At 58.8% G+C, this 11781-nt stretch carries 16 protein-coding genes; 2 read left to right on the top strand and 14 right to left on the bottom strand.

The features are described 5' to 3' along the window. Position 1: 1 nt before the first annotated feature. The 14 genes from rpmC to rpsL form a co-directional block, all read right to left on the bottom strand. Positions 2 to 202: a 50S ribosomal protein L29 gene (gene rpmC, locus ACST81_RS15250; RefSeq protein ID WP_018328278.1), complete on the bottom strand. Its 201-nt coding sequence runs from the start codon at positions 200 to 202 to the stop codon at positions 2 to 4. A gap of 12 nt (positions 203 to 214) precedes the next feature. After that, on the bottom strand, positions 215 to 628 hold the full coding sequence (rplP, locus tag ACST81_RS15255; RefSeq protein ID WP_062582470.1) for a 50S ribosomal protein L16: 414 nt from the start codon (positions 626 to 628) through the stop codon (positions 215 to 217). Positions 629 to 666: 38 nt separating this feature from the next. Further along, complete coding sequence (gene rpsC, locus ACST81_RS15260) at positions 667 to 1380, bottom strand: 30S ribosomal protein S3 (protein ID WP_062582468.1); 714 nt, start codon at positions 1378 to 1380, stop codon at positions 667 to 669. After that, the gene (gene rplV / locus ACST81_RS15265) at positions 1380 to 1769 is read right to left on the bottom strand and encodes a 50S ribosomal protein L22 (protein WP_056335750.1); all 390 of its coding nucleotides are present in this window, start codon (positions 1767 to 1769) and stop codon (positions 1380 to 1382) included. Before rplV ends, rpsC begins: the two co-directional genes overlap by 1 nt. A 2-nt stretch (positions 1770 to 1771) precedes the next feature. Next, complete coding sequence (rpsS, locus tag ACST81_RS15270) at positions 1772 to 2050, bottom strand: 30S ribosomal protein S19 (protein ID WP_056335754.1); 279 nt, start codon at positions 2048 to 2050, stop codon at positions 1772 to 1774. A gap of 15 nt (positions 2051 to 2065) precedes the next feature. Then, the gene (gene rplB / locus ACST81_RS15275; protein ID WP_438748945.1) at positions 2066 to 2902 is read right to left on the bottom strand and encodes a 50S ribosomal protein L2; all 837 of its coding nucleotides are present in this window, start codon (positions 2900 to 2902) and stop codon (positions 2066 to 2068) included. Positions 2903 to 2913: 11 nt separating this feature from the next. Continuing rightward, positions 2914 to 3207 carry a 50S ribosomal protein L23 gene (locus ACST81_RS15280; protein ID WP_037100585.1) on the bottom strand — a complete coding sequence of 98 codons (294 nt, stop codon included), beginning with the start codon at positions 3205 to 3207 and terminating at the stop codon, positions 2914 to 2916. Beyond that, positions 3204 to 3824: a 50S ribosomal protein L4 gene (gene rplD / locus ACST81_RS15285; RefSeq protein ID WP_438748947.1), complete on the bottom strand. Its 621-nt coding sequence runs from the start codon at positions 3822 to 3824 to the stop codon at positions 3204 to 3206. The genes ACST81_RS15280 and rplD overlap by 4 nt, the downstream gene beginning before the upstream one ends. A 12-nt stretch (positions 3825 to 3836) precedes the next feature. Beyond that, positions 3837 to 4517, bottom strand: coding sequence for a 50S ribosomal protein L3 (gene rplC, locus ACST81_RS15290; RefSeq protein WP_438748948.1), 681 nt, complete (start codon positions 4515 to 4517; stop codon positions 3837 to 3839). Between the two features lie 157 nt (positions 4518 to 4674). Next, positions 4675 to 4983, bottom strand: coding sequence for a 30S ribosomal protein S10 (rpsJ, locus tag ACST81_RS15295; RefSeq protein WP_003507767.1), 309 nt, complete (start codon positions 4981 to 4983; stop codon positions 4675 to 4677). Between the two features lie 318 nt (positions 4984 to 5301). Next, a complete protein-coding gene (tuf, locus tag ACST81_RS15300; RefSeq protein ID WP_062576534.1) occupies positions 5302 to 6477 on the bottom strand; it encodes an elongation factor Tu in 1176 nt (391 codons plus the stop codon). A 70-nt stretch (positions 6478 to 6547) separates the two neighbouring features. Then, positions 6548 to 8647, bottom strand: a complete 2100-nt coding sequence (gene fusA / locus ACST81_RS15305) for an elongation factor G (protein WP_438748951.1) — start codon at positions 8645 to 8647, stop codon at positions 6548 to 6550. A gap of 29 nt (positions 8648 to 8676) precedes the next feature. After that, positions 8677 to 9147, bottom strand: coding sequence for a 30S ribosomal protein S7 (gene rpsG, locus ACST81_RS15310; RefSeq protein ID WP_062582688.1), 471 nt, complete (start codon positions 9145 to 9147; stop codon positions 8677 to 8679). An 80-nt stretch (positions 9148 to 9227) separates the two neighbouring features. After that, positions 9228 to 9599, bottom strand: a complete 372-nt coding sequence (gene rpsL, locus ACST81_RS15315) for a 30S ribosomal protein S12 (protein ID WP_003507760.1) — start codon at positions 9597 to 9599, stop codon at positions 9228 to 9230. Positions 9600 to 10167: 568 nt separating this feature from the next. Between rpsL and ACST81_RS15320 the strand changes: the two genes are divergently transcribed. Beyond that, the gene (locus ACST81_RS15320) at positions 10168 to 10464 is read left to right on the top strand and encodes a transcriptional regulator (protein WP_438748952.1); all 297 of its coding nucleotides are present in this window, start codon (positions 10168 to 10170) and stop codon (positions 10462 to 10464) included. A 134-nt stretch (positions 10465 to 10598) separates the two neighbouring features. After that, positions 10599 to 11708, top strand: a complete 1110-nt coding sequence (locus ACST81_RS15325) for a helix-turn-helix transcriptional regulator (protein ID WP_438748954.1) — start codon at positions 10599 to 10601, stop codon at positions 11706 to 11708. The last annotated feature ends 73 nt before the right edge of the window (positions 11709 to 11781 follow it).

Genomic DNA, 11781 nt, shown 5'->3' on the forward strand with positions numbered 1-11781 from the left:
CTTAAGCCTTGGCTTCTGCCGCCTTCTGGCGGGCAATGGTTTTGACGCGCGCAATGTCCTTGCGGACTTCATTGATGCGCGACGACTTTTCGAGCTGGCCGGTGGCCTTCTGGAAACGCAGGTTGAACTGCTCTTTCTTCAGCTTGGCAAGCTCTTCGTTGAGCTGGTCGGCGCTGAGCGCGCGAACGGTTTCGGCTTTCATGGGCTTTACTCCTTACTCTGCAATGCGCTGTACGAAGCGCGTCTTGACAGAGAGTTTCGCAGCACCAAGGCGAAGTGCCTCGCGGGCAAGTTCTTCGCTGACGCCGTCGATTTCAAACATCATTCGGCCGGGCTTGACCTTCGCTGCCCAGTATTCGACCGAACCCTTACCTTTACCCATGCGGACTTCGGTCGGCTTCGCCGTGACCGGTACGTCTGGGAATACGCGGATCCATACACGACCCGCACGCTTCATGTGACGGGTGATCGCGCGGCGAGCCGCTTCGATTTCACGAGCGTTCACACGGTTCGGCTCCTGAGACTTCAGGCCGAATTCACCGAAAGCAAGGTCGGAACCGCCCTTGGCGACGCCCTTGATGCGTCCCTTGAACTGCTTGCGGTACTTAGTGCGCTTTGGCTGCAACATTTTTTTAATTCTCCGATATTAGCTGCCAGGAACGACTGTTACGCGTTTTCGCGACGACGGTTGTTGCTGCTGGGGCCCTGGGCATCCGCTTCGGACGAACGACGCTCGGAAGCCATCGGATCGTGCTCGAGGATTTCGCCCTTGAAGATCCAGACCTTGATGCCGCAGATACCGAAAGCGGTCTGGGCTTCAGCCACACCGTAGTCGATGTCGGCACGAAGCGTGTGCAACGGCACGCGACCTTCGCGGTACCATTCCGTACGCGCGATTTCAGCGCCGCCGAGACGGCCGCCGCAGGTGATCTTGATGCCTTCGGCGCCAAGACGCATGGCCGACTGAACAGCACGCTTCATCGCACGGCGGAAAGCCACGCGGCGTTCCAGCTGCTGGGCGATCGACTGGGCGACGAGCGTCGAGTCGACTTCCGGCTTACGGACTTCAACGATGTTGAGGTGCGTTTCCGACTTGGTCATCTCGGCGATCTTCTTGCGCAGCTTTTCGATGTCTGCGCCCTTCTTGCCGATGATCAGACCCGGGCGAGCCGAGTGGATCGTGACGCGGCACTTCTTGTGCGGACGCTCGATGACCACCTTGGCGATGCCGGCCTGCTTCAGTTCTTCCATGACGAAAGCACGGATCTTCAGGTCTTCGTGAAGAAGCTGTCCGTATTCTGCGTTATCGGCGAACCAGCGGCTGTCCCAGGTACGGTTGATGCCGAGGCGGAAGCCGATTGGATTGATCTTCTGACCCATTATGCGGCCTCCCCTTTAGCTTCGACTTCGCGAACAACGATCGTCAGATGCGCGAAAGGCTTTTCGATACGCGATGCACGGCCACGGCCACGAGCGTGAAAACGCTTCATGACGATGGACTTGCCGACGTAGGCCTCGGCAACGACGAGCGAGTCGACGTCGAGATCATGGTTGTTTTCCGCGTTGGCGATTGCGGATTCCAGCGTCTTCTTGACGGTGTCCGAAATGCGCTTGCGCGAAAATTCGAGTTCTGCCAGAGCCCGGTCGACCTTCTTGCCGCGGATCATCGCGGCAACCAGGTTGAGCTTCTGGGGGCTGACGCGGATCGTGCGCGCAACTGCCTGCGCTTCATTATCCTTCAGCCGGCGTTCGGCTTTTGCCTTGCCCATGATTACTTCCTCTTTGCCTTCTTGTCCGCACCGTGACCGTAATAGGTCCGGGTCGGAGAGAATTCACCGAACTTGTGACCGACCATGTCTTCGTTGACACTGACCGGCACATGCTTGCTGCCGTTGTAGACGCCGAACGTGAGACCGACGAACTGCGGCAGGATGGTGGAGCGACGGCTCCACATCTTGATCACTTCGTTGCGACCGCCTTCACGAACCTTCTCAGCCTTCTTGAGAAGATAGCCGTCAACAAACGGACCTTTCCATACTGAACGAGCCATTGGAGACTTCCTCTCTTACTTCTTACGCTGATGACGCGAACGCATGATGAACTTGTCGGTCGACTTGTTCGAGCGCGTGCGCTTGCCCTTGGTGGGCTTGCCCCAAGGCGATACCGGATGACGGCCACCCGAGGTGCGGCCTTCACCACCGCCGTGCGGATGGTCAACAGGGTTCATGACGACGCCGCGAACGTGCGGACGCTTGCCGCGCCACACCGAACGGCCGGCCTTGCCGTCGTTGATGTTGCCGTGGTCGGGGTTCGAAACCGCACCGATCGTTGCAAGGCAGGAGCCGTGCACGAGGCGCTGTTCACCGGAGTTCAAGCGAAGGATCGCCATACCCTGGTCACGACCGACGAGCTGGACGTAGGCGCCGGCCGAACGGGCGATCTGACCGCCCTTGCCCGGCTTCATCTCGACGTTGTGAACGATCGAACCAACCGGCATGTACTGCAGCGGCATGGTGTTGCCCGGCTTGACGTCGACCTGCTTTTCCGACGCGATGACCTTGTCGCCGGCAGCAAGGCGCTGCGGAGCGATGATATAGGCCTGTTCGCCGTCGGCATAGTTGATCAGTGCGATGAACGCCGTGCGGTTCGGATCGTATTCGATACGCTCGACCGTGCCTTCGACGTCGAACTTGCGACGCTTGAAGTCGATCAGACGGTAGGTCCGCTTGTGACCGCCGCCCTGATAGCGAACGGTGATACGGCCGGTATTGTTACGACCGCCCTTGGAGGACAGGCCCTCCGTCAGAGCCTTGACAGGCTTGCCCTTGTGCAGGCCGGACCGATCGACGATGACCAGCTGACGCTGGCTCGGGGTGGTCGGATTGAAACTTTTCAATGCCATTGTTCTATTCCTCAGAGTCCGGTGGAGACGTCGATGGTCTGACCGTCAGCGAGCGTGACGATAGCCTTCTTGACGTCCTTCTGCCGGCCCGCGAAACCGCGGAAGCGCTTCAGCTTGCCCTTGCGGACCAGCGTGTTCACAGCCGTGACCTTGACGCCGAACAGCGCTTCGATCGCAGCCTTGATTTCCGGCTTCGACGCGCCCTTGGCGACGTTGAAGATGATCTGGTTCTGTTCAGAAACCAGCGTCGACTTTTCGGTGATCGAGGGAGCCAGGATCACATCGTAGTGGCGAAGGTCAGTCATTTGAACCGCTCCTCGAGAGCTTCAACTGCAGCCTTGGACAAGACCAGCTTGCCGCGACGCAGAATATCGTAAACATTGATGCCCTGAACCGGCAGAACGTCCACATTCGGGATGTTCTGGGCAGCGAGCTTGAAGTTGCTGTCGAGCTCGGCGCCGCCGATGAACAGCACGTTGGTCAGGCCGAGCGTTGCGAATGCGCCGGTCAGCGCCTTCGTCTTGGCTTCGGCGGCAACCAGGCTGTCAACGATGATCAGCTCTTCGGCGCGCAGCTTTGCGGACAGCGCATGGCGCAGGCCGAGAGCACGAACCTTCTTCGGCAGGTCGTGGGCGTGGCTGCGAACAACCGGGCCGTGAGCCTTGCCACCGCCGCGGAACTGCGGAGCGCGAGCCGAATGGTGACGAGCGCGGCCCGTACCCTTCTGCTTGAACATCTTGGCGCCGGTGCGTGCGACTTCTGCACGACCCTTGGCCTTATGCGTACCCTGCTGCTTCTTGGCGAGCTGCCAGCGAACGACGCGGGCAATGATATCTTCGCGCGGCTCGAGGCCGAAAATCGCGTCGGACAGCGAAACCTTACCGGCTTCCTTGCCCTCGAGTGTGGTGACGTTGAGATCCATGATCTGGCCCCCTTACTTGGCTGCGCGCACGGCGGCCGGACGCGGAGCGTCAGCCGGGGTGCCGGACTTGATGGCGTCGCGAACGACGATCCATGCGCCCTTGGAGCCGGGTACGGCGCCCTTGACGAGGATCAGGCCGCGGTCTTCATCGGTGGAGACCACTTCGAGGTTCTGGGTGGTGATGCGCGTCTGGCCCATGTGACCAGCCATGCGCTTGCCCTTCCAGACCTTACCCGGATCCTGGTTGTTACCCGTCGAACCATGCGAACGGTGCGAAACGGAAACGCCGTGCGTTGCGCGCAGACCGCCGAAGTTGTGACGCTTCATGGCACCCGCGAAGCCCTTACCGACCGAGGTACCGGTCACGTCGACCAACTGGCCGGCGATGAAGTGGTTTGCGGTGAGCTCGGCACCGATGTCGATCAGGTTGTCCGACGAAACGCGGAATTCCACGACCTTTGCCTTCGGCTCGACGCTTGCGGCAGCAAACTGACCGCGCAATGGCTTGCTCGTATTCTTGACCTTGGACTGGCCGGCACCGAGCTGAACTGCGGTGTAGCCATTCTTGTCTTCCGTGCGGTGGGCAACGACCTGGCAGTTCTCCAGCCGCAATACTGTAACCGGGACATGCTCACCAGCGTCGTTATAGACGCGGGTCATCCCAACTTTCTGTGCAATCACACCTGAACGCATTGGTTCATTCCTCTTGAGAGTTAGCTCCGGAGCAAGCCCCTCGGCACCTCTGGTTTAAGGTTTCCCTCATGATCATCCGTCCAGTTGGCCGGAGAGATCAGAAGGGTCGCCCGTTTTTGGAAGCCGTTGAACCGAAGTCCACGTACCTTCCTTGTTTTTAAAGCTTGATTTCCACGTCTACGCCGGCAGCGAGATCGAGCTTCATCAGCGCGTCAACGGTCTGCGGAGTCGGATCGACGATGTCGAGGAGACGCTTGTGGGTGCGCATCTCGAACTGTTCACGGCTCTTCTTGTCCACGTGGGGCGAACGGTTGACCGTAAACTTTTCAATGCGCGTGGGAAGCGGCACCGGACCACGAACCGAAGCGCCTGTGCGCTTGGCCGTCGAAACGATTTCCCGTGTGGAGGCATCAAGAATCCGGTGATCAAACGCCTTGAGGCGGATACGGATATTCTGGCCGTTCATTCGAGTTATCCTTGTTGTTTGTTACGCGAACGCCTCGATAAAGGCATTCGTCATTCGTTTCCGGGTGCTGATGCTTCAAAGAGCACAGAAAGCAAATCGCTTCCTGTCCAGTTCTGCAATTCGACCCGCCACATATACGGAATCGGCGTCCGACACAATGACCGAACGCCTACGGAAGCACGTTTTTTTTCGCGCTCCCGCCAATTCGAGAGGCATACGGGAAAACCGCATGCTTCGACCAAAAAATGATCGGGAAACGGCACTTATGGCGTGCCGTTTCCAACCGTCGGCCTAGGCCGACGAAAACTAACGTCGAGATTACTCGACGATCGAAGCAACGATGCCGGCGCCGACGGTGCGGCCGCCTTCGCGGATCGCGAAGCGCAGCTTTTCTTCCATCGCGATCGGAACGATCAGTTCGACCGAAACCGTGACGTTGTCGCCCGGCATGACCATTTCCGTGCCTTCCGGCAGCGACACGATGCCGGTCACGTCCGTCGTGCGGAAGTAGAACTGCGGACGGTAGTTGGTGAAGAACGGCGTATGACGACCGCCTTCTTCCTTCGTCAGGATGTAGGCTTCGGCCATGAACTTCTTGTGCGGCTTGACCGAACCCGGCTTGCACAGGATCTGGCCACGCTCGACGCCGTCACGGGTGACGCCGCGGATCAGCGCGCCGATGTTGTCGCCGGCCTGACCCTGGTCGAGAAGCTTGCGGAACATTTCAACGCCGGTCACCGTCGTCTTGGTCGTCGCGCGGATGCCGACGATCTCGACTTCTTCACCGACCTTGACGATGCCACGCTCGACGCGGCCGGTCACGACCGTACCACGGCCCGAGATCGAGAACACGTCTTCGATCGGCAGCAGGAACGGCAGGTTGATCGGACGCTCAGGCGTCGGGATATAGGCGTCGACGGCAGCCATCAGCTCGCGGATCGCGTCTTCGCCGATCTTCTTGTCCGAATCTTCAAGAGCAGCCAGAGCCGAACCCTTGACGATCGGGATATCGTCGCCCGGGAAGTCGTAGGACGACAGAAGTTCGCGCACTTCCAGCTCGACGAGCTCGAGCAGCTCGGCGTCGTCAACCTGGTCGACCTTGTTCAAAAACACGACGATCGCCGGAACGCCGACCTGACGGGCGAGCAGGATGTGCTCGCGGGTCTGCGGCATCGGGCCGTCGGCAGCCGAGCAAACCAGGATCGCGCCGTCCATCTGGGCAGCACCGGTGATCATGTTCTTGACATAGTCGGCGTGGCCGGGGCAGTCGACATGGGCGTAGTGACGGGCAGCCGTCTCATACTCGACGTGTGCCGTCGAGATGGTGATGCCGCGAGCCTTTTCTTCCGGAGCGGCGTCGATCTGGTCATACGCCTTGAACTCGCCGAAATACTTCGTGATCGCCGCCGTCAGCGACGTCTTGCCATGGTCAACGTGGCCGATCGTGCCGATGTTGACGTGCGGCTTGTTGCGCTCAAATTTGCTCTTTGCCATTTCCGGCTCTCCGTTTTTTGACCCCTAACAGGGGAATTCTCTTGTTTCTGTCAGATGGCGGTAGCTCCGGTCACTTCTGACCGGAGTACTTTGCCTGGATTTCCTGCGCCACGTTCGACGGAACCGGCGAATAGTGATCGAAGGTCATCGAATACTGGGCGCGGCCCTGGCTCATCGAGCGCAGGTTGTCCACGTACTTGAACATGTTCGCCAGCGGTACGTTCGCGTTGATGACAACGGCGATACCGCGGGATTCCTGGCCCTGAATCTGGCCACGACGCGAGTTCAGGTCACCGATCACGTCGCCGACATAATCTTCCGGCGTCACGACTTCGACCTTCATCATCGGCTCGAGCAGCTGAGCGCCGGCCTTCTTGGCCGCTTCACGGAAGCAGGCGCGCGAGGCGATTTCGAAGGCGAGGACCGAGGAGTCGACGTCGTGGAAGGCGCCGTCGATCAGCGTCGCTTTGACGCCGAGCATCGGGAAGCCTGCGAGCGGACCCGAGGACAGAACGCTTTCGATGCCCTTCTGGACACCCGGGATGTATTCCTTCGGAACAGCACCACCGACGATCTTCGATTCGAACTTGAAGTCTTCGCCTTCGTCGTTCGGCTCGAATACCAGCTTCACACGCGCGAACTGGCCGGTACCACCGGACTGCTTCTTGTGCGTGTAGTCTTCCTCGTGACGCTTCGTGATGGTTTCACGATAGGCAACCTGCGGCGCGCCGACAGTTGCTTCCACCTTGAACTCACGACGCATGCGGTCGACGAGAATGTCGAGATGCAGTTCGCCCATGCCGGCGATGATCGTCTGGCCCGATTCTTCATCGGTCTTGACGCGGAACGAAGGATCCTCGGCGGCCAGGCGGTTGAGCGCGAGGCCCATCTTTTCCTGGTCGTTCTTGGTCTTCGGCTCGATGGCGATCTGGATGACCGGCTCGGGGAATTCCATGCGCTCGAGGATGACCTGCTTCAGCGGATCGCAAAGCGTATCGCCCGTGGTCGTGTCCTTGAGACCGGCCAGAGCAACGATGTCGCCTGCGAAGGCTTCTTCGATGTCTTCACGCGAGTTGGAATGCATCTGCAGCATGCGGCCGACGCGCTCACGCTTTTCCTTGACCGTGTTCATGACCGACGTGCCCTTTTCGAGCTTGCCGGAATAGATGCGGGCGAAGGTCAGCGAACCGACGAAGGGGTCGTTCATGATCTTGAAGGCAAGCATCGACAGCGGCTCTTCATCGGACGCATGGCGTTCGATATCAGCCTCGGTCTTGACGTCGATACCCTTGATCGCCGGAATATCAGCTGGCGACGGCAGATAATCGACGACGGCGTCGAGCAGCGGCTGGACGCCCTTGTTCTTGAAGGCGGTACCGCAGAACATCGGATGGAACTTGACGTCGATGGTACCGCGACGAACGAGCGCACGGATCTGCTCATTGTCGGGCATTACGCCTTCCAGATAAGCTTCCATCGCGGCTTCGTCGATATCGACGACGGTTTCGATGAGGAGTTCGCGGAACTCTGCCGCCTTTTCCTTCATGTCGTCCGGGATTTCGACAACGTCCCACTGTGCGCCAAGCGATTCGTCGCGCCAGACCAGAGCATTCATCTCGATCAGGTCGATGACGCCCTTGAAGTCGCTTTCGGCGCCGATCGGCAGCTGCATGACGACCGGGATCGCGCCGAGGCGGGACTTGATCATGTCGACCGAGCGATAGAAGTCGGCGCCGGTCTTGTCCATCTTGTTGCAGAAGATCATCCGCGGGACGTGATACTTTTCAGCCTGACGCCAGACGGTTTCGGTCTGCGGTTCGACACCGGCGTTGGCGTCGAGAAGGGCGATCGCACCGTCGAGAACGCGCAGCGAACGCTCGACTTCGATGGTGAAGTCGACGTGGCCGGGAGTGTCGATGATGTTGAAGCGACGAGCCTTGCCGTCACGGCCCTTCCAGAAGGTCGTGGTCGCAGCGGACGTGATGGTGATGCCACGCTCCTGCTCCTGCTCCATCCAGTCCATGGTGGCGGCGCCGTCATGAACTTCGCCGATCTTGTGCGACTTGCCCGTGTAATACAGAATCCGCTCGGTCGTGGTGGTCTTGCCGGCGTCGATATGCGCCATGATACCGAAATTGCGGTAGTCTTCGATTTTATATTCGCGAGCCATAATGACTGCCTTTCGAAATTGTACGTCGATTACCAGCGATAATGCGAGAATGCACGGTTGGCATCGGCCATCTTGTGCGTGTCTTCGCGCTTCTTGACGGCGCTGCCACGGTTGTTCGCAGCATCCATGAGTTCGCCGCAGAGGCGATCGATCATGGTGGTTTCGTTGCGCTTGCGGGCAGCAATGATCAGCCAGCGGATAGCGAGAGCCTGGCGGCGCTCGGGACGAACATCGACCGGAACCTGGTAGGTCGCACCACCAACGCGGCGCGAACGCACTTCAACATGCGGAGCGATGTTGTCGAGAGCGGAATGGAACACGGTCACCGGCTCCTGCTTCAGCTTCGCCTGAACCGCATCGAATGCACCGTAAACGATGCTTTCCGCGACCGACTTCTTACCATGAAGCATGATTGCGTTCATGAACTTGGTGACGACCAGATCGCCGAACTTCGGGTCCGGATTGATCTCGCGCTTTTCTGCACTGTGACGACGTGACATTGGTTTTGTCTCTCAAACTTGAACTGACGCCTTAACACGCGGAGAACCTCGCGCAGCGCCTGGAATTGTGTAACCCGAAATTACTTCGGACGCTTCGCGCCATACTTGGAGCGGCGCTGCTTGCGGTTCTTGACACCCTGGGTATCGAGTACGCCGCGGATGATGTGGTAGCGAACGCCCGGCAAGTCCTTGACGCGGCCGCCGCGGATCATGACCACGGAGTGTTCCTGAAGGTTGTGACCTTCGCCCGGAATATAGCCGATGACTTCGAAGCCATTGGTCAGGCGGATCTTGGCAACCTTACGCAGAGCCGAGTTCGGCTTCTTCGGGGTCGTCGTGTAAACGCGGGTGCAAACGCCACGCTTCTGCGGATTTTCCTGCAGGGCAGGAACCTTATTGCGCTTTACCTGTGCCTGACGCGGCTTGCGGATCAGCTGGTTTACGGTAGGCATATAACCATCCCTTACAAATGTCTCATTACCCTTGCGGGCGGATCGATGCCGTCGCCGGCGGTTTCGAACGCTTACAAATGCGCAAAACGAGGACCAGTCCGCCTCTCGGCAGATGGCCCGCAAAGAGCAGAGGACGCAATAGTTTCAGCGTCTTGCGTACAGCATTGTGGTCTTCAGCGTGCGTTTCGAACCTTGTTTGAGGCGAACTCCAGAACATGACGTTCCGAACCAGCCAGCCTCACATAGGCTCCGATGCGGCGGGGTGTACTGATTTCGGGGTGTCTCGTCAAGGGGAATTAACAAATAATCTTGGCCACGCAACGCTGACATGCCTGCAAAACAAGGCTTTTGCGGCCAGTGCGAAGCGCTCTGCCTGCCCTGCTCGTCTGAATCGTACAGGCGCGATGTTCGACTTAAGGAATCATAAAGCAATCCCACAATCCAGCGCAATTTCGAAGAATCGGTCCCTGCCCTTCACGATTCGTCGCCAAGCGGTGTTTTTTCCACGCGTTGCGGTGCTATACGCTGTAAAGTCATCCGCATGAATCTTATGACAGAGGACATTGCCATGACTGCCACTCCCGACAACGACAACAAACTCGACGGACCGATGATCTTCATCATCATCGGCAAGGCCTACGAGCAGGATGGCGACGATGACGGTGTGGATATCCACGTGATGCTGCGCGCACCGGATGACGATACCGCAGTTCGCGAAGCCCTCAATGCGCTTGCCGAGGAGGGCTTTCTCGAAGCCGATCTCGACCAGATCGGCACGCTGACGGACGCGCCCGACGAAGAACCGCATGCATCCGCCTACCAGGGTGCTCTCACCGGCGAAGTGGCGATTATCCGTTTCTCGTGACGAACCAGAATTGCGGCCGTTCTTTCCTCTCGGCGAACCGATAACGGCCGCAAACCGCGGTATTTGCGTTTGCGTCGGAGACGCTTCATCATAGTCCAGTAGCCTCAGGCGTTTTAATGCGATCGTGAAATACAATGGAAACAGTCCAGTCCGACATCATCGGCAAAATTTATGAAGCTGCTGTGTTTCCAGATAGATGGCCGGGCGTTATCTCGCATATCGGCAAGCATTGCGACCTATGGGGTGGCGCCATCACCTGGGACGGAACCGGTGATCGCACATGGATCGCGACGGATAACTTCCAGGAATTGTTTGTCGAATTCGCGGCTCAAGGCTGGGCGCAGGACAATACGCGATTGGACCGGGCCAATCGTGAAGGCCAGTTTTCCTTTGTGCATGACTACGAAATCTTCTCGAAGGAAGAACGGGATCGCATGCCGGTCTACCGGGAATTCCTTCACCCACGCGGCTTTGGACACGGTATAGCAACACAGATCAGCGGCCCGGAGAATCTCAATATCAGCGTCTGCTTCGAGCGCCAGCTGGTCCACGGCGAGATCAACTCCGAGGTGACCGGCTTTCTCAATGGTTTGAGACCGCACATCGCCCGCAGCCTCGTGCTGTCGGCTCAGCTGGAACAGCAGAAGGCTGACATGATGGTCGCCGGGCTCGACGCCATTGGAGCGCCTGCCGCCGTTGTTCAGCACAATGGACGTGTTCTGTCGGCGAACACGAAATTCGAGGCGGCACAGCGGCGCATTTCGATCGTTGCGCGGGACCGCATTTTCGTGAGTGACGAAGGCGCGAACCGACTTCTCCGTGATTCCCTTTCCAAAATCCACGCTGACCAGGTTGGCTCGATTCCCCTTCCCGCGACAGAAATCGATCCCGCCTGCATCGTGCACATCATACCGCTACGCGGAAACGCGCTGGATTTCTCCTCGAACGGTGTCGCCATCCTGCTGATCGCTCATCCTACCGATGTCAACGACGGAGACCTGCGGGTTTTGAAAGGCCTTTATGATCTGACGAAGGGCGAAGCGAGGATTGCCATCGAGATTCAGAAAGGCTTTGCCTTACCCGAAATCGCTGAACGGATGGGGGTTTCCTACCATACGGTGCGCAGCGTGGCGCGCACCATTTATGCCAAGACAGGTAGCTCCGGCCAGAGCGACCTCGTCCGCCGCCTGTCCGCATTCTCACGCTATGCGATATCACCCTTTCAGTCAGGCTCTCCAACCTGATCAATCCTGCCGCCGCTCGGTGGCCGACAGGCATATCTAAAATACAAAAAGCCGCCCGGATCGCTCCGGGCGG

This window comes from Pararhizobium sp. O133 (genome assembly GCF_051669845.1).
Lineage (GTDB): Bacteria > Pseudomonadota > Alphaproteobacteria > Rhizobiales > Rhizobiaceae > Pararhizobium.

What these genes read in the sequence shown, in the direction of transcription:
- rpmC (WP_018328278.1), bottom strand. Translation starts at nt 202, where the DNA reads ATGAAAGCCGAAACCGTTCGCGCGCTCAGCGCCGACCAGCTCAACGAA.
- rplP (WP_062582470.1), bottom strand. Translation starts at nt 628, where the DNA reads ATGTTGCAGCCAAAGCGCACTAAGTACCGCAAGCAGTTCAAGGGACGC.
- rpsC (WP_062582468.1), bottom strand. Translation starts at nt 1,380, where the DNA reads ATGGGTCAGAAGATCAATCCAATCGGCTTCCGCCTCGGCATCAACCGT.
- rplV (WP_056335750.1), bottom strand. Translation starts at nt 1,769, where the DNA reads ATGGGCAAGGCAAAAGCCGAACGCCGGCTGAAGGATAATGAAGCGCAG.
- rpsS (WP_056335754.1), bottom strand. Translation starts at nt 2,050, where the DNA reads ATGGCTCGTTCAGTATGGAAAGGTCCGTTTGTTGACGGCTATCTTCTC.
- rplB (WP_438748945.1), bottom strand. Translation starts at nt 2,902, where the DNA reads ATGGCATTGAAAAGTTTCAATCCGACCACCCCGAGCCAGCGTCAGCTG.
- ACST81_RS15280 (WP_037100585.1), bottom strand. Translation starts at nt 3,207, where the DNA reads ATGACTGACCTTCGCCACTACGATGTGATCCTGGCTCCCTCGATCACC.
- rplD (WP_438748947.1), bottom strand. Translation starts at nt 3,824, where the DNA reads ATGGATCTCAACGTCACCACACTCGAGGGCAAGGAAGCCGGTAAGGTT.
- rplC (WP_438748948.1), bottom strand. Translation starts at nt 4,517, where the DNA reads ATGCGTTCAGGTGTGATTGCACAGAAAGTTGGGATGACCCGCGTCTAT.
- rpsJ (WP_003507767.1), bottom strand. Translation starts at nt 4,983, where the DNA reads ATGAACGGCCAGAATATCCGTATCCGCCTCAAGGCGTTTGATCACCGG.
- tuf (WP_062576534.1), bottom strand. Translation starts at nt 6,477, where the DNA reads ATGGCAAAGAGCAAATTTGAGCGCAACAAGCCGCACGTCAACATCGGC.
- fusA (WP_438748951.1), bottom strand. Translation starts at nt 8,647, where the DNA reads ATGGCTCGCGAATATAAAATCGAAGACTACCGCAATTTCGGTATCATG.
- rpsG (WP_062582688.1), bottom strand. Translation starts at nt 9,147, where the DNA reads ATGTCACGTCGTCACAGTGCAGAAAAGCGCGAGATCAATCCGGACCCG.
- rpsL (WP_003507760.1), bottom strand. Translation starts at nt 9,599, where the DNA reads ATGCCTACCGTAAACCAGCTGATCCGCAAGCCGCGTCAGGCACAGGTA.
- ACST81_RS15320 (WP_438748952.1), top strand. Translation starts at nt 10,168, where the DNA reads ATGACTGCCACTCCCGACAACGACAACAAACTCGACGGACCGATGATC.
- ACST81_RS15325 (WP_438748954.1), top strand. Translation starts at nt 10,599, where the DNA reads ATGGAAACAGTCCAGTCCGACATCATCGGCAAAATTTATGAAGCTGCT.